Source organism: Sphingobacterium sp. DR205 (assembly GCF_011064245.1).
In the GTDB taxonomy this organism is placed as follows: domain Bacteria; phylum Bacteroidota; class Bacteroidia; order Sphingobacteriales; family Sphingobacteriaceae; genus Sphingobacterium; species Sphingobacterium athyrii.
In genome coordinates this window covers 4391343-4415903 of the sequence record NZ_CP049333.1, presented here as the reverse complement: position 1 = coordinate 4415903, position 24561 = coordinate 4391343, and the positions used below count along the sequence as shown (strand labels likewise).

General features: G+C 41.9%; 18 protein-coding genes. 3 read left to right on the top strand and 15 right to left on the bottom strand.

Going from position 1 to position 24561, the window contains the following annotated elements; genetic code table 11:
* Positions 1-6 precede the first annotated feature (6 nt).
* The 4 genes from G6053_RS19230 to G6053_RS19215 form a co-directional block, all read right to left on the bottom strand.
* Positions 7-162, bottom strand: coding sequence for a hypothetical protein (locus G6053_RS19230; protein WP_165307951.1), 156 nt, complete (start codon positions 160-162; stop codon positions 7-9).
* A 509-nt stretch (positions 163-671) separates the two neighbouring features.
* Complete coding sequence (locus tag G6053_RS19225; RefSeq protein WP_165307949.1) at positions 672-887, bottom strand: hypothetical protein; 216 nt, start codon at positions 885-887, stop codon at positions 672-674.
* 64 nt (positions 888-951) lie between these two features.
* On the bottom strand, positions 952-1806 hold the full coding sequence (locus G6053_RS19220) for a class I SAM-dependent methyltransferase (RefSeq protein WP_108633333.1): 855 nt from the start codon (positions 1804-1806) through the stop codon (positions 952-954).
* A gap of 581 nt (positions 1807-2387) precedes the next feature.
* A complete protein-coding gene (locus G6053_RS19215; protein WP_165309675.1) occupies positions 2388-2747 on the bottom strand; it encodes an ROK family protein in 360 nt (119 codons plus the stop codon).
* Positions 2748-3044: 297 nt separating this feature from the next.
* On the opposite strand from G6053_RS19215, the gene G6053_RS19210 reads away from it, so the two are divergent.
* Together G6053_RS19210 and G6053_RS19205 are read left to right on the top strand one after the other, a co-directional pair.
* The gene (locus G6053_RS19210; RefSeq protein ID WP_165307946.1) at positions 3045-3929 is read left to right on the top strand and encodes a hypothetical protein; all 885 of its coding nucleotides are present in this window, start codon (positions 3045-3047) and stop codon (positions 3927-3929) included.
* A complete protein-coding gene (locus tag G6053_RS19205; RefSeq protein WP_165307944.1) occupies positions 3926-4537 on the top strand; it encodes a hypothetical protein in 612 nt (203 codons plus the stop codon). Before G6053_RS19210 ends, G6053_RS19205 begins: the two co-directional genes overlap by 4 nt.
* Positions 4538-4954: 417 nt before the next feature.
* Here G6053_RS19205 and G6053_RS19200 read toward each other — a convergent pair whose 3' ends face one another.
* Positions 4955-5239: a hypothetical protein gene (locus G6053_RS19200; RefSeq protein WP_165307942.1), complete on the bottom strand. Its 285-nt coding sequence runs from the start codon at positions 5237-5239 to the stop codon at positions 4955-4957.
* A 455-nt stretch (positions 5240-5694) separates the two neighbouring features.
* On the opposite strand from G6053_RS19200, the gene G6053_RS30670 reads away from it, so the two are divergent.
* Positions 5695-5958 carry a hypothetical protein gene (locus G6053_RS30670; RefSeq protein WP_206531776.1) on the top strand — a complete coding sequence of 88 codons (264 nt, stop codon included), beginning with the start codon at positions 5695-5697 and terminating at the stop codon, positions 5956-5958.
* A 366-nt stretch (positions 5959-6324) separates the two neighbouring features.
* Here G6053_RS30670 and G6053_RS19190 read toward each other — a convergent pair whose 3' ends face one another.
* From G6053_RS19190 to G6053_RS19145, 10 genes are all read right to left on the bottom strand, one after another.
* On the bottom strand, positions 6325-6855 hold the full coding sequence (locus tag G6053_RS19190) for a DUF4382 domain-containing protein (protein WP_165307940.1): 531 nt from the start codon (positions 6853-6855) through the stop codon (positions 6325-6327).
* Positions 6856-7814: 959 nt separating this feature from the next.
* The gene (locus tag G6053_RS19185; protein WP_165307938.1) at positions 7815-11084 is read right to left on the bottom strand and encodes a carboxypeptidase regulatory-like domain-containing protein; all 3270 of its coding nucleotides are present in this window, start codon (positions 11082-11084) and stop codon (positions 7815-7817) included.
* 40 nt (positions 11085-11124) lie between these two features.
* Positions 11125-13257 carry an IPT/TIG domain-containing protein gene (locus G6053_RS19180; protein WP_165307936.1) on the bottom strand — a complete coding sequence of 711 codons (2133 nt, stop codon included), beginning with the start codon at positions 13255-13257 and terminating at the stop codon, positions 11125-11127.
* A gap of 66 nt (positions 13258-13323) precedes the next feature.
* Positions 13324-14298, bottom strand: coding sequence for a fasciclin domain-containing protein (locus G6053_RS19175; RefSeq protein WP_165307934.1), 975 nt, complete (start codon positions 14296-14298; stop codon positions 13324-13326).
* Positions 14299-14304: 6 nt separating this feature from the next.
* The gene (locus G6053_RS19170; protein ID WP_165307932.1) at positions 14305-15582 is read right to left on the bottom strand and encodes a fasciclin domain-containing protein; all 1278 of its coding nucleotides are present in this window, start codon (positions 15580-15582) and stop codon (positions 14305-14307) included.
* Positions 15583-15594: 12 nt separating this feature from the next.
* Positions 15595-16626 carry a fasciclin domain-containing protein gene (locus G6053_RS19165; protein ID WP_108633349.1) on the bottom strand — a complete coding sequence of 344 codons (1032 nt, stop codon included), beginning with the start codon at positions 16624-16626 and terminating at the stop codon, positions 15595-15597.
* 8 nt (positions 16627-16634) lie between these two features.
* Positions 16635-17936 carry a hypothetical protein gene (locus G6053_RS19160; RefSeq protein ID WP_241254769.1) on the bottom strand — a complete coding sequence of 434 codons (1302 nt, stop codon included), beginning with the start codon at positions 17934-17936 and terminating at the stop codon, positions 16635-16637.
* The gene (locus G6053_RS19155) at positions 17937-19673 is read right to left on the bottom strand and encodes a DUF4397 domain-containing protein (RefSeq protein WP_165307930.1); all 1737 of its coding nucleotides are present in this window, start codon (positions 19671-19673) and stop codon (positions 17937-17939) included.
* A 3-nt stretch (positions 19674-19676) separates the two neighbouring features.
* Positions 19677-23150, bottom strand: a complete 3474-nt coding sequence (locus G6053_RS19150) for a carboxypeptidase-like regulatory domain-containing protein (RefSeq protein WP_241254768.1) — start codon at positions 23148-23150, stop codon at positions 19677-19679.
* 121 nt (positions 23151-23271) lie between these two features.
* Positions 23272-24474 carry a FecR family protein gene (locus G6053_RS19145; protein ID WP_165307928.1) on the bottom strand — a complete coding sequence of 401 codons (1203 nt, stop codon included), beginning with the start codon at positions 24472-24474 and terminating at the stop codon, positions 23272-23274.
* Positions 24475-24561: the final 87 nt, after the last annotated feature.

The following is a 24561-nucleotide window of genomic DNA, read 5'->3' as shown; positions in this document are numbered from 1 at the left end:
AAGATATTAATTATAAAAGATAAGACCTTGAGCTGCGTATTTGAAATTTCTAAGGAAAGAATTTTCAAACTTCTTGTAGTTATCGATTTCTCCCTTGTCCTGAGCGTATACGCTATTGATCATGACATAGAGGATGAGCAGTATAAATTTGATTGTTTTCATTATTTAATATTTTATTCGTTTACCACCAAAAGGACAACGGGGGAAAAGCAAACTCTCCAAAAGCTTGTGTTCCTTTTAAATTATATAGAGCGTGAGATACTTTGCTCTTAGGATCTGGAAGTTCGGGTGGTGCTCTTTGTATTTTAATCATGATGGGTATATCAGGGTTTTCAATGTTAAGATCATCATATACTAGTTAAAATCTAATTTATCTTTAATACTTAACATCTCTTTAATCACGAGCGGATGTGAACCGTCAGAAAATCTAAGTTGTATTGCTTTCTCATTATACTGCACTTTTAATGTAAAGAATGATGGTGCATAGTTTCTTTTCTTGGCATTTGAAATTTTGTGATCAGATCATTTGTCATAAAGGAAACATGATTATTGCAAGATTGAATGATAATTTAGTCATCAAATATTTAATGGTCAGTTATATATGATAAATCATATTAGGTTAAATTTCAGCCTCATATACTGCACTAACGTTTTTTCATTCACGGCAGCATTTAGCCGAATTGAGCGCTATGATTTTTTGATAATTTATTTCCTTCCCACATACCGCATACATACACATTGTCTTCCTCGGATAGCCACATCATCAACCAGTACCTCGTCTTTGCGATAGCAGTAATTGGACTTTTCCAATTTATTGTACTAAAAGCTGCCCACTGAAATTTTGAGACGACCCGCTTTAAATTGCCCGTTGCTGCTTTGGTTTTCATTGATAGGGATAATCCGACCCTTAAAAAGCTGGCATCCCAGCTGAATTTGTCAAATTCAAGATTTTTATGAAAACTGAAAACTTATCATTTCCATAAAGCCGCTAGTTGGGTAGATATAAATTTCGTTATCTCCATATAGTTTTTTCTCCATCGACTGTGTCGAATCAGACGTTACGATTTCTCCTTTAAAAAATTGGATTAATCCGATGATATCAAATTTATGATAGACCATGATTGGCCAGCCTAAGCCCTGTTCTAGGGAACGGAGCATGAGACGGGATTTCTCCCGATTGCTTTCATGAATGGTTTCAAATGGTAAAACGTAGTCTAGTATGACAACTTTATTTCCATCAGCGGCAGCTAATTTTTCAAGCAGTGTACTGAACTTATCCCGGCTGATGTAATAGACAAAACCTTCCAATAAGAATATCGTCGGACTTAATGAATGATGCCCCAATCTTTTTAGTTCATCCAACAAGGGGTCAATATCAGTAGCATCATGAGTGATTAGCCTTACTTTATTCTGATCACCGATCAATTCCGTATAGAGAGCTCGTTTTTCATCCATAAATTCAATATCAACTTCAAAGATCGTTTCAATTTGATGGTCGTATTGTTCTAGTAGATAGAGTGAAATTGGATCGAGACCAGCTCCCAAAATACAGACCTGAAATTGTGTGAATTGATTAGCGTAATAGTCGAAAAGATTGCGGATATATCTCTTTCTCAGCACAGCGATTGATTCGGAGTGTTCGAAAATTTGTTTAAAACTCTTTAAAAGCAATTCCCCTTCTGATGTTTCAATGTTTTCTAAATATGCCTGGCATGTTTTTCCATCTTGATAAATTTCGCTTGCTAAACAAAGTACTAAGCTGGCTGTTGGTGAAATTTTAAATTTACTTTTTAAGCTGTTGTCCATAATGATTTAAAAGAAAGGTTTTAGATAAGGCTATAATTGTTTTGCCGTAAATCTCTATTTGCAATAATACGAGAAAAAAGGAAATTGTAAGTAATTATTTCATTATGTTTCTATAAATATTATCTTGTAGTTATGTTTATCTATTCTTGAAATCACGTTTCAGTTTTTCTCATCGCCTCGCTATTTTTAGAATGAGTACTTTTAGCCGCTCAATTTTTTACTGTCTGTGTTCGTAAACTAGATGTTCCGATAGAAGAAAGGATTGCTCTTCACATAAAATTTGCTCATTAAAATGCATTAGCTTTTATTTTGACTATATCATACTGCATTATCAATAAATTTAATTTAAGATTATTAGACGAAAAGTATTTTAAAACGTGTAATGGACCTTCTGGTCTTATCATTCTATCCTGTAAATAACAAGCATTGATGATGGATTGAGGTGGTGGGCTACAGCGTTTATGTAAACCAGCATCCATCCATAAGCCATTCTTTTTGAAATTGAAATATAGTAGAACAGGTTGGGAAATTTGGTGCCTTAAAAATATTGGTTTATCCGAAATCTACATAAACACTGAATATTAGCTAATATTTAATGTCTCTCCATTTAATGCCAGTATTGCTATAGAAGCAGTCTCCATCAGCTGCACATTGAGCAAGGATGATATTTCAATACTCGTATACTTTGACAGACCATTGATGCTGAATTCCACGACAGCGGCCTGAATTTGAGGAAGCAATATTTGCCCGATTCTTGCACCATATCCGCTAATAATCACTTTTTCTGGATTGATAATATGTATTAGAGTAGCAATACCTTTTCCAAGCATATAGCCTATCCGAGAGAATGAATTAATCGCTAGTTGATCACCATCTATAGCTGCTTCCATCAATTGGTTTAATGTGATTTTTCGTTCCCGTTGGTATAGTTCGCTTAGTATTGAGACCTCCCCGGTATCAAGTTTTAACCTGGCAGCAGGTCAGGCACGAATTGCTAGAATAACACTGTTGTGAAGCAAGCAGAAAATTAAGTGGAAACAGGACTATAGCAAATAAATAGGTTACTGAAACGAATTATAAACGATGACCCTCGAATATAAAATTGTAACCTGTTGTCTTGAGAAATACCTTAGATTTAAGCTGAATTTAGTTTTTGACTAACAGATAAATGAAACTGTTTCCAATAAAATGGGTTAAGGCAGTGGTATCAGAACTTTAAAGTTATTAGACACATAAAAATGAAACAAATTATTTTACTTACCATCCTGATTTTTCTTGGTATTACAGCTTATTGTCAAGAGGTGAGGAAACTCGATGATAGTTATTTTTTGGATTTAGAAAAATTTGAAAAAGGCTTCGGTATTTTGGAAATAAAAGCGAACCCAGAAAACCGTGAAAAGGAAATACTTACACTCAAAGAAGGAACGTATTTTTTACAGAATAAAAATCAGAAATTTTGGTTTAAAATAAATGGGAAACATCAATTTACGGAGACCGCCAAAGCCCAAATAACCAAAGGAGAGAAATTGTATACCTTGTATTTTACTTTTGAAAATGGCCTGGCAATTGCAACAGATCTGAAGGATACTTCAGGAAACCTTATCAGCCACTTTGAAACAAAAGACTCCGTTTTTGTGGTAAAACATTTTCGTCAAACTGGGAAATTAGCCAAAAAAATAGTTTTAAGAATGGGGGCAGGTTTGTCTGATGCTGTTGAGACGGCCTACTATGAGAATGGGAATATAAAATCGGAAAACGACCATATAAATAAAACGACAAGACTGTTTTACGAAAACGGGAAAGCAGAATATTTTTATCATTCTGGTTCAGAAGAAAAAATTTATTTCAATAAAAATGGACAGAAAACAGCACATAGCTACTACTCCAAGAATAAGGAATGGTGTACTGAATATTTTGAGAATGGAACTATTGTAAGCAAAAATTGCAATAGTGCAGATCATTCACAGAAGATACAGTATTGCTACAAAAGTGGGAAACTAGATTATTACGAAGTGGAGCTGCTTTCAACTGGCGAAATAAAAAAATATGATAAAAATAACAAGCTACTAGGTAGCAGAAAAGGTATGTATCCTAACACGGTACCCAATTCGACAAAGCCATGAATAATTTTTTTATAAATGAACTACAACGCCGAAGTCTGATTATTATTGCTATTATGTTGTCGATCAGTGTGATAATACCAGTTATCTTCTTTGTTGGGACGATGATTGAAACCGAATCTTATGGCAAAGCAGTGTTGGGTGAAGAACGCTATAATACAAGGGTGAAGGACAGTTATCTGTATGCGCTGATACTTTTTGGCTGTGTGATGTTGATGGTTATTCCAGCTATTCTTTACATTAGAAAATACACTGATAATTATCGGCGGTTTATTGGAACACTATCAGAAAAAGATATGGAAAAGCTGATAAAGTTCAACGATAAAGCTCCTTTCTACGAAAAATTCATGCCGCCCTATATTATAAAAGAAGATGCAGTCAGTTTTTTCATACACTTACGTCATACGACCATCGCTTGTAACAATATAGTAAGTATTCATGTCGCACAAACGCATTATAAAGGCTACAATGCTACCGTGACAATTCAAACAGCAGAAGAAACACATCGTTTTCGCTTGAGCGGAAATATCTTTAAAGTAATAAATTTCGTAGATGAAGCCCTGCAAAGCAACCCCCAAATAATAGTAAATAAAAATTGGAATGTAGCTTAAAATAATCCAGTATTCCCGAGCTCTTCGCGTGCCTGTTTGATGATATCATAAATATCGCCATTACGAGAATATAGTACAGTATACTCATCGCTTCGAACGCTTATGTGCCCATAACCAACCGTAGGGTTCATCCTTAATATTTTCCTTTAGGAGGTCAATGTACTTTTGCGTTATTTCTCGGTCCTTTGTAAGTTCGGCATTGGAGCATATCGGTACGCAGGCAATTTTGTAACTTCCTTTTGATAATTGTTTTATCAGCTTTTTATTAAAATTATGGCAATAAGCCCAGTCAAATATAATTATACCGTAAATTTGTTCAAGAAGTTAATATAATATAACGCATAACAAAAGAAATAACGGTAATGGATGCTATAAGTGCTGTAAATTAACTTTAACATCCTCAACAAATAAAGTAAGCTATTTTCTGGTGAGGCTCTTCGTTATTTGCCATGATTTTAATTTATGATTATAGGAGAGAACCCAAGCTGTTTCACGGGTTCTCTTCCCTTTTCCGTTTAAATATTCACCTACACGGACTGTTATCAGAGGAGTGGTATCTCTAAGTATTTCAGCATATGCTTTTTCACCAGTGCTAAGTTCTGCTATTGCCGGAATATTTTCTACACTTACTTGGGGTTCGAACAGAAATTTTGCCGTACACCCAACATTGAGACTTTTTCCTTGAAATATGATTCCGTTCATGATGATATATTTTGAAAGATGAGAAATTCATATTATCCAAAAGCTAGTAGAACATTCATACTCTTTTAAAAGTTCTATTGTAATAATAACGTTTACAAATAGTAATTATTATTCCTACGGATTTCATGAATTCAATATTACGTTCTACAACGTAGATCGGAATTGAATTTTCTCTCTAAACACGCAGTGTTTGATACGATACATTTCCCGCATCACCCAGCCAGATAGCCACTCCATGGCGCTGGCATCTATCTGACCAAAGGTTTTAGAATATGATTGTCCGTCTATCGCGGTATAAGTTGTGCAGAAATGTCGCTAGAATCCGATCCGAGGAGCAAGTAGCATGTGCCTTTTGATTAAAATGGTACACCCTCTGCGGGAAGAATTGTTCTTTCCTTGCCAGGACGGCGATTTGACAGAATTGGCGCATTGATAAAATTTAAGATAATGGCAATATGGATCAGCTTAGCTTATTTGAAAATGAAGGATATAATTTCCCCGAAGAACTCATGGACTTTGAGCCGGATTTTCTTAGACAACAAGAAGCTGATCAGCTGTTTGATCTCCTGCTCAAGGTAGTGCCATGGCAGCAAAGATGTAGAAAAATATACGATCGTTCGGTGATGACGCCCAGGTTGACGGCCTGGTATGGTGAGGAGGACACGAACTATCAGCTGGCCGGAAAAACCATAGTCGCAAACCAATGGCTTGAACCCTAAAAAGCGTTGAAGGAGAGGATCGAACAACAGATTCACTGTACGTTTAATTCGGTACTGTTAAATTTATACCGCGATAACAATGATTCGGCCGCCTGGCACCGCGACCGAGAGAGCGAATTGGGCAACAACAGGTCCGTAATCGGATCTGTAAGTATGGGCTAAGCGCGCTATTTTGATTATAGGAAAGTGGATGATCATAGCAAGAAGTACTCATTGCTAAATCATAGTTCATTATTGCTGATGAAAGATAGGCTGCAAGAAACTTGGGGACAGCGCAGCGCAAAATCCGCTCAAAAGATAAAAGCACGTATCAACCTGACATTTTGCCTTATCGGTGAAAGTGAGCTGTACCATTTCAATATTGCGTTAATCCAATACCGCAGTTATGTTAGGATTAATTACAAATTTTCCATTAACAGTCTCATCGATAAAATCTGATAGATTGATATCAAGCATCAAGGTATGCGTTTCATTCGGCATGAGCAGTTTATTCTCCGCGATATTCACGGCAATAAATTGTCCTTGTGGCATCTCTAAAGGATAGGGAGATCCATCTATCACTATTTGATTGCCAGCAGGTACTACTTTTAGCATAATTTCCTGTATGTTGCCATGGGGGACATGTCCCCCTGCAATGATGCTATCCTTTTGTATTCCTAGGATGTTTAATTTTTTATTCGCCTCGATTTTTCCTCCACCCGCAGATGTGCGAGTCCATAGTTGTAGGATGTTGAGATAGACTGCATCATACTGATCACCGTCACTTTTTACCTTGACCTTTAGGTGTGCCTGATCCGGTGCGGGGCTATCGTCTTCATGGCAACTGCCCAAAAGTATCAGCAGGACCACAGACATAAGATACAACATTGCAGACATCCCTCGGGCGGTTAACTCCATATATTTTGTATTGAAAACAAAGGTCATCATAGTTTTTGAGTTGAACACAAGAGAAGCCTTGATCGTTTGCTTTTTTTTAAACTAATTTCTCTACTCCACGATCAAAAGTAGCAAAGCTCTCTCCTAAACAGCCACCGTTTTACCAAAGAGCTTTTATATTCCAGAGAGACTTTCTTTTGCAGACTAAAGCTGATCAATTGTTTAATATCTCCTTTAAGGATGTATCTAGGTGCCAGACTTCAAAAAGATATACGATTGAATGAGGTTAACTATCTCATTATCAGTATGCAAACTGAACAAAGAAAGGTGATGGCGTACTGACGCTCCCTTTTGGTGTTTTGGAACTTTATATTCTTTTAAGGATAAACTTATCGAACTGTTTTGTGTGTTCACAGTACATTCAGAAATCAATGATCGCAACCTTATCCGATCATATGGTCAGATTATACGGATACTGGTGTTGATATAAGGATCTATTTTTTAATTGATGACAAAATGTGATATACATGTGCGATACACTTTCTCGTTATTTTTTCTTCAAATTGTAATATTTCTTCTGTCGTTTGTGACTTATATTTTGGGGCTCCATGAAAATATAACAAATGAGTCGATAAGGGGCAATCTTTCAACCAAGAAAATTGCCGAATATACCACTGTTACTGTTTTTAATCTTTGGATGTGTGATCGCTTATAATATTATACATACCGATCATACGGATGGTTTTCAAATATTTGATAGTCCCTGCATATTATTTTTACTGACTTGCTTAATTTCCTTAAAACTTGAAAAGCGGAAACAGGACCGCATAATAGAGGCATTGTTTGCTACGCTATTGTAATTTTAACAATGTCCATTTTTTAACGATTTAAAATTACAATACCTGGACCGGTCCTATAAGGCCGGTCCAGGTATTGTAATGCCAAGTGTAATTGTAGCTCAGCAAATTCAATGTTAATTTCTAAAAAGTATACCTAATTCCTAATTGGACCTGTGCTCTCGAATTGAAATAGTCTATACTATAAGGGCTACCCGGGTCACTAAAAGTGTATATCGGCCAGTTGCCGGTATGCTGCTGTGGCGGGAACAGTGTTGGAGTCAATCCCACCGAACTGGTCGAATTGAACGTATTCGGTGAGAAGTATTGTACGCCCCATTCCTTTGAAAGCAGGTTTGTTAGGTTTACGATGTCTGCCGAAATTGTTAAAAACTGCCCACTCTTCATCACGGGTAAGTCGTGTGCCATTCTCAGGTCAGCCTGTATGTTCCATGGGGTGCGGCCGGTATTCCGTTCGGTAAAACCCCCGCGTCTTGATGACAGGTATTCGTTGCCATCAATGAAAGTGTTGAAAGCTTGAGCTTGTTGCTGAGCGGTCAGACCACCCTCCACATCCTTGAAATAGTTTATAGCTTCAGCTTGTGACGGTATATATACCAACGACACCTGTTGCGGAAGCCCTTGTATGTTGCCATTCACGATTCCGTAGGTAAACGGCGATCCAGACTGGGCCGAAAAGAAAAGGTTGATGTTCGTACGGCCTGCCGATCTCCATTTGTGCGTATAACTAAAGTTGCTTACTATCCGGTGACGGATGTCAAAGTTGCTGTAAGCAAGTTTGGGATCATTTGGGACTAATGATTGGTTCAACTGCCAGTTGGATTCCATGGAGTTCCGAACACCATTTGAGATATCTTTTGACTGCCCGAAGGTATAGCTTGCCGTGGCGTTCAGCTCCTTGTAGTTTTTGGCGATTGTCCCAGTAATGCTGTAGCGGTACCCCTGACTAGTATTGGACAAGAGATAAACATTGGAAAAACGGTTGTCTACTGTACCAGTGTATACAGGCTGCTGTTTGCTTCTGTCGTATCCATACCAGAACGGGTTATCTTTAGTGTTCAATTGCTGAAAGATAACATCGCTGATGTTGCGGGTGTACATGCCCTCTATCGTAAACTTCCAGTTATCTATCGTTTCATAATCCACACCCAAGCTGGCACGGAGTACCTGTGGCAAGGTAAAGCCATTGTCCACCAGGTCCACTTGTGTTTTTCCACTATTGGGATTATCAACGATGGCTCCATTCTGCCCAATAAAATCCGCCAGACCATTTGGGCTAGGTTTAATAGCGTCCGAACCGGGTGTGAAAGCTTTTTGATCGGCACGTTGGTCAAATGCGCCATAGCTGTCACCCGTATTGTAATAGGCATAGGCTAGCCATGCAAAGGGAATGCGGCCGGTAAAGAGCCCGGCACCTCCGCGTAGCACCAGACGACGGTCTTCGGTAGCTTCCCAGCGGAAGCCCACACGTGGAGACAATTGTATACGGTTCAGGAAATCATTTTTAATGCGATTCAATGGGGTATAGCTATAAGTCGTTCCGAAATTCGGATCTGCCCAGATATCACTTACCTTCGCACTTAATGTGGGCATGGTCGGTAGATGGGCTAAGTCTGCACGCAATCCCGGTGTGATCCGCAACCGTTCACTAAGGCGGATCTCATCCTGTATATACAGGCTATACATGTTTACGTTAAAGTCTGCAGCTGGATTATCGAGAATATAGTCCCTGGTATTGTTGCTGTAGTTGTAGCTACCGCGCACACGATAGGGGGTGTTGCTGATAAAATCTTCAATGCTGTTATAATCCACCCGACCATTCCAGGCATTTACAAATCCATAGCGGATTCCGTATAGTTCATTGTGCGTGCCAAAGAGCAATTTATGACGTCCGATATTCCAGTTTAGGTTGGCTGTCAGCTCCCAGGTCTTTTGCTGCATGTCAAAGATGCTGGCCTCCCGGTCCGTACCGATATAGATGGTGCTCCCGGGGGTCCGCCCCTGAATCTGTACCTGCGGTAAGCTTGGATCACTCAATGGATCCCTGTTATCGTTGACAAGCGTATAGCCGACGACCGCATTTCCTGAAAGTGAGTTAGAAAAGCGGCTTTTTAATTCGGCGACGGTAGAACTCTGATTGTTTGTTTGTTTAAAAGCCATGCTGGAAAATCGGAAATCCTGTTGGTCACGGTCCATATGTGTCGCCGAACTGCGGATGGTATTGTTACGGATCCCCAGTTGGTGACGATCATTGATGTTCCAGTCCAGACGATTGAAAAATTTGACCGATTTTGACCAGTTAGTATACGATCCTGCGGTACCAGCATCAAAGATGTTACCGTAACGGCTCTGTACAGTGCCGGCGATATTGTTTGCATCCTCCGGACTCAGGATATGAAGGGTTTCATTGCTGCCTGTCACCAATTGGGCAGGATCCTGGCGACGGGTCAACTCTTCGTTGCTAAAAAAGAACAGTTTATCCTTAATGATCGGAAATCCAATGCGGAAACCTGCTTGATAGTCATAAAAGTCATTGTTCATCTTGCCAAGCGTGCCCACACGATCCTTTCCTATGAGGCTGGCATTGCGACCAAAACCATAGACAGAACCCTCCACTTTATTCGTGCCCGAACGGGTGACAGCATTGACTGATCCGCCAGTAAAGTTTCCGATTTTCACGTCATAAGGAGCTAGATATACCTGCATGTCCTGTATGGCATCCAACGAGACCGGATTGGTTCGCGTAGAACTCCCGGTCATACCCGAAGTACCCGTCTGTCCACCTAATGATGGGGAGAATCCAATGGCATCGTTGTTGATCGCACCATCAATGGTGACATTGTTGTAGCGAAAGTTGGTGCCTCCGAAACTATTGTCGCGACTTCCCTGTGGTGTAAGCCGCGTTATATCTGTCAGGGATCGGCTGACTGTAGGCATACCCTGTACCTGTCGGGCGTTGATATTCTTGCCCGTACCATAGCTATCAGCATGTTTACCAGCCACACGGGCCGTGACGGTAACCTCCTCCAAGGCCTGAGCATCATTGCCCAATACAAAATCGAGCAGCTGTGCAGCGCCTAAGCGGATATAGATATCCGATCGGATAGTCTGTTGCATACCGACTGTAGAGACCGTTAAGCTGTATGGTCCACCGATGCGCATGTTATTGATTGTATACCGGCCATCAGTATCGGCGGAAAGGCCATAGCGTGTGCCCGAAGGGGTATGTACCGCTAAAATCGTTGCGCCGGCAATGGCTTGGCCATGGGTATTCACTATCCGGCCCGTTAGTGATCCGGATGTTTCCTGCGCTGTCGCAAACAGCGTGTTCAGCAGCAAGAATAAGATCGTCATAATCGGATCGCGCCACCGTTTTAAATATATCGTTGTCATTTCGTTATTTTTATTTTGGGCTCACTATTTTTTATTCCAGCTATTTAAATATCACTTTACGGATGGCACTTCCTGTGACATCGAGCAAATAAATATTACCCTCCTTATCTATCGTTATATCACTAATGATACCCCATTTTGCCGAGCTCAGATCACCATCTGCAAAACCACGCTCTACCTTTGCGAGCGTACTTATCATCTGTTCCTGAAGATTCACTTCTCGGATAGCATTGTTATTGCTGTCCATGATGATCAAGTTACCTTGGGCATTCAACTTTAGTGCTGCCGGACCATATCCGATCTGGGCAGTAGAGATAGGCCCGTCCTGATAACCATAGCGTTCGTATTGACCGATCCAGTTGACGCCTCGACCACCGGGTAATGTTCTGGTAATCATTCCTTGATAGTCATCAGAAGAGTGGTAAATGGTGCCGTCGGCCGCGATTGCAATCCGACACTTGTCAGAAGCCCCACCTGTATTCATATTCTGCACCGTACCCGTAGGTAGTGTAACCTTAAGTATGCCATTCCAGGAGTTCGGATAATAGAAATTACCATTTTTGTCGACTGTAATGCCTCTGGGAGCAATAGCTGCAGTCGGAATGGTGGTCACTTGACCATTCAGCGTCACTTTCTTGGCAACAGTTGATTCGACAACATAGATTACATCATTCATGATGTCCATCCCCATGATACCAGTAAAGCCAGTTGCTAATATAGCACTTACGCCTTCGGGTGTAACCTTCATGATAGATGTGAGATTATTTACATATAGATTGCCTTTTGAATCGATGACTATTTTTGAATAGTTATAATCAAGGGTCATAAAACCTTTGGCTACGGTCGTTACTCCTGAACGACGGAATGCTAGGGGAGCCCGGGCAGATAGATTACCTACTTGTACATTAAGTGGACCTGTACTCAGCATCGGTGGAGCAATCACTTTGAGTACACTTTCGCTGGCAGAGATAATTTGTGCCCGGACACCATTGAAAGATACTATGTTGCCAAGTAAATCCTTGGAAAAGCCGCTTCCCTGAATGGTGATTTCTGTTCCTGCCAGACCACTTTCGGGACTTACCTTGGTAATGCCCAATTCTTGGTTCACAAATTCAGGGCCCACGACCTTCTGATCATTGACCAGTACTTCGATCTTTCCACTTCCGATATTGGCCGGATATCGGACCACAAGCTCTGTACTGGAGGGGTTCGTCTCCAGAGGTATTTCCTTGCCATTGATCAATACTTTGTTTTCATCTTTAACCGTACTGAACGTACTTCCTTTAATGGTGATAATGGAGCCAACTGGGCCACTTAAAGGCGATACCGCAGCGATCTTCGGCAGGGGAACCACACTAAAGATTGCCGCGCTCACCGTTTTCTGTCCATTGATAATAACAGAAGCCTTATTACTTTCGATTCCCTCCGGAGCGATTACAACAAGTTGCTTTGGTGTCGCTTCGATCACTGTAGCCTGTTTGTCGTTAAAGTAGACCTTATTATTTTCCTTTACGCTTTCAAACCCCTCGCCACTGATGGTAATCTTAGTGCCTTTGCCGCCAGTCAAGGGTTTGATGGACTTGATTTCCTGATACGTGAAAATCTCGCCTATGGACACCATATTATCCACAAAAACCTTGACTGCTCCGGTACCTGCTCCGGCTGGGACTTTTGCTACAATAAGCGTATCGGATATGTTGACGACCAAGGCGGTGGAGTCATTAATGGTCACTCTTGTAGGTTGCTGCAAGCTTCCAAACCCTTCACCCGCGATCCGTATATTGGAGCCGGCAGGGCCATTGGCAGGCCATACCCGCTTTAGACTCAGGCGCTGGTAAGTATAATTGCCGACCTCAATAGCCTGACCACCGGTTTTTACTGTCAATTTTCCGGTAGTGGCGGCTTCCGGAGCCACGACAACCAGTGATGTCGACTGCGCGGAAAAGACTTCAGCCCGTACCCCCGCAAATTCCACAATGTTTTCTTCGATATTTTCGCTAAACCCCGTCCCTTTAATGGTAACCAAGGTACCTGCTTTCCCACTGTTTGGGAAATAATGTTCTACCGACAGGTTTGCACTGACCTCATCACCGGGACCATCTTTCTTGCAGGAGAAAAATAGCAACAGCGCTGACAAGAGGGCAAGACTTATGATGTGTTGAATAGTATTCATTTTTGTATTGTTATTTTTTAAGTATCGATTTCCATCGCTATATATGAATCCGTTACAATTGATTGATCAGTTTAAAAGGACTTGGTCAATGATGTGCAGTACGCCATTGCCAGCCAGTAGGTTTTCTCTGGTTAGATTTGCTTCGGCTGTATTTCGGGTACCTAAAAGTGTTATTGTATTGTACAATCCTGTTCCGATGTTAAATATCAGCGTTACGGTGAGGTTATCGCCATCCAACATTGTTTCTGTTGTTTTGATATTGGTGTTGTCATCTGTAGGCGTTGTCAGCACATAATCATATAAGAATCTACGGTCCGGTACGATGTGGTAGCGCAATAGTCTTTCTAGCTCATCTACAGGTTTTTTATTAATGATTTCCAGGGTACCGTAACCCTGCTTGATCATCGCAGCATTATTGGGAGCGAAAACGGTATAGGCCCCCGGTTTTTGCAATAAACTTTTGACCGCAGGGACCCTTTCCAGTGCTTGGTTAAATAGCGTGATGTCATATTCATTTTTTAGGGCGTCGCTTAGATAGTCGAAAAGATAAGGTTCGAGTAAGCGGTTTATCACCTGTATTTTGCCATTATTGGCATTTTTCATCACTGGAGTAACAATAGCACCGTTGATGGTAAGGACAGTGTCCCGATCCTTTATCCATTTGGTAACAAACATCTTTCCTCCGGAGTAAGAGTAGATTTCCTGGTTGAACTGAAAAGGGATTTTGTTGAAATCGTACACCCCATTGAGTACATGATATCGCATGATTTTGGTCAGGCGATTTAACCCTGCCGAATTTACGTCGACTGTAAAGGCATCATCAGAGGGTGCAAGCTGCGTGAAAGGACCTTTCTGTAGCAGCATATCATATAACTCGGTCCGTTTATTGGCGGCATTTAATTTAGAGAGGTTTGCATTGTCTGCAATAATCATACTGATCAGATTCGCATCATACGAATAGTGATTAGTATCCTCTTTTTCGCAGGAGCTACACGTAAGGAAGCAAGTAGCGATCAATACGTATTTAATGATATTTTGCATAGTTTCTTAAAATTTGTTTGGTATAAACAGGCGGTCCACAAGATAGAGCGGTCCGTTTAGCGTTAAAATATCCTGCTCAACGACCGTAGCTGGCTCGCTTCCCTTTCGCGCATTTTTCAGACTTATTTTCAGCTTACCATTTTCGCGTGAAAAGCGGTAAGGACAGGTCATACGAGGTTGGCTGTTGGGATCGTAGCTCTCCATCTGCAGGATGTAATCGCCTAGGTATTCGTTCGTTAAGTCATTTGAAAAAAATACGGTGGAGAAACCACTGCCTCCGCCGTCTGTAGGATAGTAACGCTGGCCCCAACCGTGGTGATACGTCAGGACAGAATCGTTTTTGTGGAAGGTTCTGTAATTATAGGGAGCGCCATCCGAAAACCTGAGGTACTGCCCTCTATATTTCCAATGCGCATCATTTAATCGAATAAACTCTGCAGCAGTTTCATAACCGGCTTTGATAAAAGCCTCGTTGGTAGGGGCAAAAACAGAGGTTTGATGGCTGATATATGTAGCGCCCGGATTATACGGATCAACTGATAAGTCCAATTGGTTTTTCATGACCGCTTCTTCCATATTGTAGACAAACCAAGGATCTTCGTCCAAACTAAAAGATTGTGCATAGGAATCATCGTTCGCTTCCACAATTTCTAAAAACATGGAAAGCCTGCTGTCTGTTTTCATTGTTTGCCAGAGCGTTTTCTCTGGTTTTTTAAGAAAAGTATCGATAAAGATGACGTCAGCCTCTACCGCATTTTCTATACGATAATCCCCCACGGTCTTTCCATTAAGCAAAATTTTCTTTGCTGTAATGGCTAAATAATGGTAATAACTATAGGCTGAAGAAGCATATTGATTGCCTTGCCTTAGTTCTTTATCTTCTAATTTAGATTTCAACCGAACGCTTCCGTATGTGGCGTGCACATTTGCTGTATCTATTTTATCAGCTAACACATGGTAGAGGACGATTGAATCCAAAGCCGCAGTACTCATGTTTTTCAGTTTTTCCTGTGTCATACCCGCGGCCGTAAAAGCGGCATCGCTCGGGACTAAAAAAGTAAGCGGAAGGTTTTTCCATTCCTTATCCAATAAGGTACGCACGGTGCTTCCATCCAGTGCTATTTTGAACAAATGGCTTTTGGAATCCATCAGCAGTGCATCTAGACTCTTTTTATCTTTCTCCACATAAGGAACCTTTTCTCCATAAGGTTCGGGCATATATTCTTCCTGTTTACAGGATACCACTGCGATAAGCAGCAGTAGTAATGCTATGATTCTATTCATCGGTAGACGCTTTTAATTTCCAGTGTTTGTTAAAACAGCTTCATCCGGCAGGAACAATAATTGTTCGATATGATGTATTGTGCCGTTGTCTGTGAGGTAATTAACCTTATTATTGGCGGATAGTGGCGTGAACCTACCGTATTGACCGGCTTCTTGCGTCTGTACAGCAAACCAGCGGATATCTACGTTGTAAAAGATTTTTCGGCTCATTCGGACATCCCCTTCTATGGACGTTGCCAGAGATTGACCAGATAATTCCAAGTCCGTTAAGAAAATACGAGTATCAAACAGGTAGACGCCCATAAAACGATTGTAGAATTTTCCGGGATCCATTCGGTTTATGCTATCGAGCGTGATGCCAGCTTTCTCAAATGCCTGATTGTCGGGTGCCACCACCGACCATTCGCCTTGCGCAAGCCGTTCCCAATAACCGAACTTTTTGAGGCCGGCAACAAAAACGCTATATTCAGGTCGTTTCGAAAGAAAATGCTGTACATTTCCTTCCTGATATTTGAAACAAGCGTTGACAATGTTCAATATACCATTGGTCAAGGCAATATCGATGCGTATTGCTTCTACACCATTGACAAATACCCGTGTCTTATCCCATTGGGAGGTTCCGGCATGTTTTGAAATGATGAGATCCTTGCCTGCCATATTGGGATATTTTGCATCGAGTGTCTTGACCGGAATCTCCTCACTAGGTAGTATTTTGGCCAATATGTGATATTGAATCATGGTTTTCAGGCTGTCCTGATTAAGCTTGTCGAAATCCGAGGCACGGTATATCCCTATGGCATTGAAAGCAGCGTTGGTGGGTGCATATACGGTGACCTTTTCAGTTCCTGTCACCGCTTTCAATAGATCGGTTTTTAGCAAAGCGGCATGAAATAAGCTCAGGTCGAAATTGTTACCGATATAGTCCCCCACGTTCCGCGTTTCCGTGTTTCCTTCATATACCATAAATTCATCATGACTACAAGCCTGCAAGAGCATGCAGCTCAGCAGAAAGAGGATATATATTTTAATTTTCGTTAGTTGCATCAGCTTAATTATTTATAGATAGGTGGATCAAACTTGCGTTGAATTGTAGTGAGATAGGCCTCTCCATTGACGACTTCTATGGTATTTACAGCAGGAAACGATTTAGGATTATTAAGGCCTGAATGCGTATTGATAAACATACTCGGGAATCGTGCTGAATTGCCTCTGCCGGGAAGTTGTACAAGTTCGTTGAGGCCATAGAAGCTTAGATGAGAACATAAGCCTTTGGGCATATTAGTTCCTCCGATACCCATTTCAATAAAAGTCAGCCCCGGTGCAAGGAAAGTGACCTGCTGTACCATATTGGTAGTAATGGTTTTTGTGCTGTCTGCAAATAGTGGAAAACTAAAATAATCACTTACGGTAGCCTCTTCGGTATCACGGTACAGCGGCTGAAGGAACCGCGCATGATATCCCGGTAACGCTGTTTCAACCGTATATGTGGTTGTTTCCTGTGGATAGAGGGATAGATAGACATTCATTTCGTCTTTAATACCATCTGTAAGAGTGATCATACCGTTGGGCTTTCTATCCTCGGAGGTTGAAAAGCCTTTGGCACTCATATTATAAAAATTAAGGTAAACCGATGAGTCGGAGAAAGGTAGCTTGTGGAAATTTTCCTGACGTAAGAGTAGTCCGTTCTCTTTCGTTTTAAAATCTTTCTGGACCACATGTAGCGTATAAATCTCCCGATCTTTCAGGTCATAGTTGCCTTCAGCGGCAACATTTTTTTTCAGATCATCGCTCAGTTGAAAAAATGGGATGTCATTGACAGGTCTAAAGTAGAAAACTATCCTGTGGGAGCCCGAAGGGATCTGAGCCCAACTGGAGAGATCAAATCCATTTATGATAGGACCTACCAGTACATTTTCCTTGCCCGGGTATTCAGGATTGTTTCGTTTGGTGCTTCCGGCACTGTGCGTAGGATAGGGAGCTGCATACCGTGCACGTTTGTCTAAAAAATCGCCGACGATAGCCGCCTTTACGGGGATACCGTTTTGATCAAATTCGGGATCAATAAGCATAGTTAAATAAGGTACGAGAAGCCCCTTGTCACCAAGGTTCACCTCATAGTTGAGGTTGTTGAATACCCTTAAGTAAGCTGGATTTTCGACCTCGTGATAATCTATCTTTGTACAGGAAACAAGAAATAAAAAGATAAAAAACAGAAAAAATGCTTTGCTTTTATAGCCTATTGGATTGCTGTTCATGCCGAACGGAGTTCCGTTTCCGGGTGCTTGCTTTTTTTTGGACACCAGGTTGTTGTTAAAAGTGTCATTGCTCATAACTACTTGTCTAAATTGTCCCATTTATTTGGTATGTTTAACGATCATCATTCTGGATTTGTAGCGCGGATCCTCCGTTTGCTTCCCGATAAGGGCAATGCTGTAGGAGCCGATATCGGCATTGGGCAATGCGCCCCGTACTGCGAAAAGCTCTGGCTTCGCAATCAGATCCTGGGTTGTATAGATGGCTACCTCGTCTGCCCATGATCCGGGAGTGGTATTTTCGGTGGCATGATAAGCCATTATTTTTTGTGTTTGTATTTTGGTGTTGCCGCCCATTTGTACTAATCTGACATAAGGATTAACCCAAGGAATGTAACCCGGGGTCAATTGTTCTGTAGATCGTTCATTAAATGCCCATCCGTTATTGCTGAACGGTTTGCCATTATCGGAGGTGAAAGTAGCATAGGGAAAAACTTTGTTAAAATTGAAAAAACGAACGTCAGTGTAAAAGTTAGTTTTAAACCGTTCGTAAGTAGCATCCTGTGTACCGCTTTGCCCACCAAAAGTGACACCAGATAAGTTGTTGTGCGATACGACCAGACTGTCTTTGCCCGTTGCCGTGCTATAAAGCCATACGGTATAGTTGTCGCCAGCTTTTACATCATAGTTTACAGCTGTCAAAGCGGTATTGTTGAGTACTGCCTGAAACTGAAGTTTCCCATGGATAGCAGGCATGTACGCTGTATGTGACCCAAACCCGACAGCTTCCGTGCTTTTATCACCAACCTTAAGGGATACAGCCCCAGCTTCAGCTCTGGCATTGACAAACTGAATACGTGCATAAGTATTGTTCACTGGCGGGTCCATATCTGCTATAATTTGGAATCCATTCTGAACCTGATTGTGCGTATACTCCGGGTCATTGATATTTGGATAATCAAAAGGCTGAGAGTAAACCACGACTGTATATACACCGCCGGGTTTAAAGTTGGCGATCGGATTGTAGGTGAGGTAAGTAGGGATGACCGCCGTTCTGTTTTCAATATAACTGATGGATGAGGTCATATAGTCCATTGTAAGACTTCCGGTAGAGGGCAATTGTCTTTGGTTTTCCGTAAGTACTTTAAGTTGATAGGTTCCATAAGGGATCTCCACATAGTCCGATACCTTGCCGACAGGGACATGGCTGAGCGCATTGTTGATTGCTGTTCCATCCGACCATGTCAGACTTACAGGCCCGTATAGATCTTCTATTGCTTCCTGTGTTACCTGGCTCTCACCCGGTTTTTCGGCGAAGTTGATAATTCGGATTTTGCAGTTTTCCGGGTTGCGTGGAGATTCTACACTTCGAGGCACTTCGATTACTTCGGGGAGCCCTACATTATAATAATCACCCAGCAACGTGTAATAATCTACCGAATTGCCTTTATCCTGTATTTTAAATTTCTTCTGGAGACCAATGCCAATTCCCTGATAGGCGACATAAGTAACCTCGATATCCGCACTGTTTTGTTTGTTAAGTAGGTCTTGGGGAACATTCCACAGCGTTCCGAGGCGACCATCTACGGGGAAATATTTGGTAGGAGGGTACTTACCAGCCATAGGATCCGTTTCTCCTTTTCGGATAACGAAATTGGTAATACTGTCTCCGTTTACGATTACCTGATTTGAACCGCCGAGGTTAACGATGCGCACATTGGAACTTTTGGAAGCCCCGGTGTTGTATCTGTTATCTACTTCTTCGACAAATTTGTCCTTAGAACAGGATACAAAAAGTTCGAGCAGGAGCAGGACAAATATTTTTTTACTACTTTTCATATGCTAGAATAGATTATAGGTAAAACCAAGCATCACTTCACTTCCGCGTTTGTAGCTACGGTTTATGTATTCATTTCCATACCATTTGCCACCAGTGTTTGGGTTGGCATATACGGTCTTGATCGCTGGGTTGAGAATGTTTTTGGCATAGCCCTTAAAGGTCAACCGGGACACTATTTTCTGGCTAAAGACAAAATCAAGCGTCGGTGTCGGCTGTGTATACAGATCCGGTTCCCCGGTCAGGTTGATCTGGATCAGGCGTTCACCAACCATATTGAATGTCGTGGTCAGGTCTGTTCCGGTTTTTTTATTGTTGTAATTTAGCCAGGCATTGATGGAATAAGGAGCCTGTTCAAACAAAGGGCTGTTGAGTGGAGCATGGCGATCGATAAATCGGTTTGCTGCAAGTCTTTCTTCGGATTTCTTGATTTCGCTTTGCGCAATCAACAGATTTGATCCCAAAAAAAGCACATCTTTTTGTCCCCAGAATTTACTCAGGTCTTTTACGGCTTCAAATTCCAATCCCCAGACTCGCCCAGTATTTTTATCATTTTGAAACTGTATGATCGGAAATTCAGGATAGGTCGCCGCGAGACCCTCCGTTTTCAGGCTGAATACCTTGACCAATTGATTGTCGATTTGTTTTCCAAAGGCAGAAATGGCAAATACTTCACCTGCCGCCGGAAACCATTCCCATCGAAAATCGAGGTTCTGCGTCTTCTGGTTGATCAGATCCCGGTTACCGACGATTAAGCCCATTTGATAAGGGTCAAATTCAAAGACGTTGGTAATCTCCCGAAGCTCAGGTCGTGCCAGGGTACTGTTGTAAGCCAGGCGAAAATTCATGTCTTTTCTGAATTTATAAGTCAGGTTGGCCGAGTAATACGGAACGTATTTCGTCTTATATACCGAGTTGGCATCTCCAAAAGGGGTGACTAAAATATTGCCTTCCTCGTCCACAGAGGCTAGTTTGGGATCCACGTAAACGTCTTTGGTGTCTACCCGTGTCTGAATATTTGTTTTTTCGACCCGTACACCACCCGTCAAGCGGATATTTTTGGGCAACTGTAGATCAAGCATGGCGTACGCCGCCCTGGTTTCGTAGAAACCTTTATAATTATTGGGTGATTTTTTGCTGTTGTACAAAAAGCCACCTACGGGAATTTCACCTTCACCAGTACCGCCGGAGGGTACTTTTATGCCGATTACTTCGTTGCTGACCATCCGGTTGAGGTTACCCTCCACATCAAGAAGTGTAATCCGGCCGAGGTCGTTGAAGTTAGAGCCCGGGAGAAAGAGAATATTTTCGGTAAAATGGCGCTCTCTATAAAGATAGTTAACGCCGGTTTTTAATTCTTGCTTTTGACCGAGAAAAGGAAAAGGAATGCTAAGATCCGCTTTATGGTTGTAACTGTCTTCGTTGAGGTTTCTCCAGCGTCGACCATTCGGCTCGGCCTGAATGGTTCCATAGGTACCAAAGCCGTTTACATAACCCGAGCTTAGGGCATAAAGATGTTCGGTGTACGCCCATTCGCTATTTGCGCCACCTGTCGTACCCACGATTGGTTTCAGGTAATAGGTGCCACCTACCGGAACATAGTCTATCAATGAGACATAGCGAAAATCAGGATCATTTTGGCTAGATTTAGACATGGAGAGATTATAGCTCAATCGTGGAGAATAGCTGGATTTTAAGAACTTGTGCTCCCCCTGAAAATTAAAAGTCTGCAAATCCCGTAGCGTTTGCTTCAAGGAATAGATGGTACTATAAACATCTCCGGTTAGTCCGGTATATTCATACGCTCCCCTCATGTTGGTAGCCTTTGATTCTCCCCCCCAGCTTCCCACATACTGTGCACTGATCTCATGACGGGGATTGAACCGGTACGTTAATCCGGCGAGCACACCATAATTGAGTGTCTCTACTCCCGTATTCTCCTTATAGGATTGATATTTTCCCATATATAAGCTGTTTGGTGTAATATAATTTGGGATATGACGGTAGCTGTAGATATCCGGATTACCTGTGACCACACCCTGGTAAATACTATACTGGGTAAGATCCCCATTGTATATATCCGTTGTGCGTCGGTAGTAGTTTCCGCCGAGTATCACGCCCAGGGTATGCTTGTCATCAAATAGTTTATATGAATTTCCAAACGTAGCAGAGTAAAGTTGGTTGAGGGGAGCACGTCGGTGCTTGGTCGTCATGACCGGATCAAAACTTTGCATGATGCCGTTTATCCGTTGTACCTCTGTTCTTGCTGCCGGACTGTAGCCACTGTTTGCAATCAGATTATGGATATCACCGAGTCCTTTGGGGTATTGAGTGGAAAGGTTCAGAAAATCTGATGTCAAGTTTTTATGATTGATCTTGGTACCGAGCAGCCCCATGTCACTGTTCCAGAAACTATTGTATTGGCCACCTATCCCAATATTGGAGTTGAATCCCGTTTGCGCGATAAGCTCAAAAGTCATGCTATCCGGTACTGACTTTGTTTTAAGTTCCACAATCCCAGAGGCAGCATCGGCAGGTTTATCGGGTGTAACTGTTTTGTATACCGTGATATTATCCAGCAGCGAGGCCGGTACCAAATCCAAGGGAATGGAGCTTTTGTCAGGATCGGAGGATGCGAGACGGACACCGTTCAGTTGGCCGATAACGGAGCGATCCCCCAGTCCGCGTACGGCGACATACTTGTCGTCTGTTACGGTGACACCGGTTACCCGGGAAAGAGCCTGCGTTGTGGTGATGCTGGCTGTGCGTTCGATCAGCTGTGCAGAGATGGCATCCTGTACGATAGAAGAATTTTTTCGCTCTTCGAGTACCGCTGCTTCCGTATTGGTGCGGCGACGGGCTTGTACACTTACGGCTACTTCCTCAAGTCTTTCAGACGCTTCGCTCATTTTTACAAGGATACTGTCATTGGGCCCGACCTTGATCTCCTGCGGCTCCATACCTAAAAAAGTAAATAGGAGCGAAGCTCCGGTTGCGGTAATCGTAATCGAGAAATTTCCATTTGCGTCTGTCGATGTAGCAGCCTGTGCACCTTTGACGCGTACCGAAACACCCGAAAGTGGTTTACCGCTCATATTGGTGACCCGACCTTTTACCTGTCGCTGTTGTAACCTTTCTGGTGTACTGGTTTTATTTTCAGGTAGTTTTGAAATGCTTACATATTTGTCTTTGATCAGGTATGTATAAGGTTGTCCGCTAAAACAAGCCTTTATTGCCTGGTCTAGGCTGACATTAGTTACACGAATATTAACGGGTTTTGCATTATTAAAAATAGCTGTATTATACAGAAAACTGAAGCCGGTTTGCTTCCTGATCTCCTCCAGCACAAGATATATACTGCTGTTACGTTTTTCCAGCGTCACACGCTGGGCATATGTAAAAGCACTTACCTGTACAAAAAAGCAGGTCATTAATACCATGGTGATTTTCATAACACGCATGATTTGATAAAAATTCATACTTTTGTTGAAGTTAAATTATCTATTGATGTTAGGACATTACTTTGGTAGCTTAACTATTCGGCCAAAGGTGGTGCAAACACCTTTGGCTATTTTATTAAGCAAGCTCATTTTTAGGGAACTAATCGCTCACTGTCAACCTCCTTCCTGCAATCTTTATTTTGACCTCTTTTGTAGACTCGATCATGTCTACGATAGAAGAGAGCGGTATGGAACGGGATATGATTCCGGTAAATTTAATTTTACTATACTGCGACGGACACTTAATTTCAAGATCATACCAGCGGGCGAGCTGTTTGAGCATCTTGTCAAGATCTTCGCCTTTAAATACAAATTCTCCATTTTTCCAGGCCAGTTGTTGTTGAATGTCTGCGGTATGTACAGATAGTTTATCCGAGAGTAAGGATTCTTGCCCGGGTTTTAATAAGACAGATGCACCATTCAGGGAAGATGTCACACGGACGCTGCCTTCCACCAGTGTGGTTCTTATAGTGGGCTCATCTTGATACGCATTGATATTAAATTGCGTACCTAAGACCTGAATCAGTTGTTTGTCGGTCTCAACGACGAAGGGCAGAGCCTCGTGGCTATGCGGGCGTTTTAGTTTTGCTACTTCAAAATAGACTTCTCCGGTCATTTTTACCCGACGCTCGCGCTGGTCAAAACGGGTCGGATAACTTAAGGAAGAAGCTGCATTCAACCAAGCTTTCGAGCCATCAGGGAGAATGATTCGATACTGACCTCCTTTGGGTGTGGACACCTTATTGAAGGCTAGCGATCTTACTGCTGCCTGACTTTCGCTGTGGTAGACAATTTCACCTGCAGCAGTTTTTTCGACATGTACACCGAATTGGTCGGCCAATTTTCCACTCTTGGCATCAGACAATGCGATTGTCGATCCATCGGCAAGAGTCAGTAACGCTTTGTCGCTACCCGGCACGATTTGATGACCTTTCTGCGCCAGCTTTTTCTGGTTTTCACTGCCGTTGTCAAGATGGAATAATAAGCCAAAAGAAACCATGATCAAGACCGCGGCCGCAGCTATATAGGGACCCCATTTTTTTGGAAACCCAGTCCTTATTTCTTGCTCAGACATCGGAATAGCATACTTCGTCTTGAAAGCCAATAACTTGTCATTCAACTCGTCCTGTTCGGTGTTTGTTTCAGGCAACAGATCTGGTATTAATTCGTCCATGACATCGTCAAACAAATTTTTATTCCCCGGATCGGATATCAAGAGAATTACTTCCTGTCTTTCCTGATCTGTTATATCACCTAAAAGGTATTTTTTTATCAGCTTACGCTGCCGCTGGTTTACATTCATCCACTGAAATTATTTCTCGTGCGCTATTAGGCAATCTTTAAGACGATTTTTGCTGTCAACAAAAGAATGCGTATACATAAACACAAA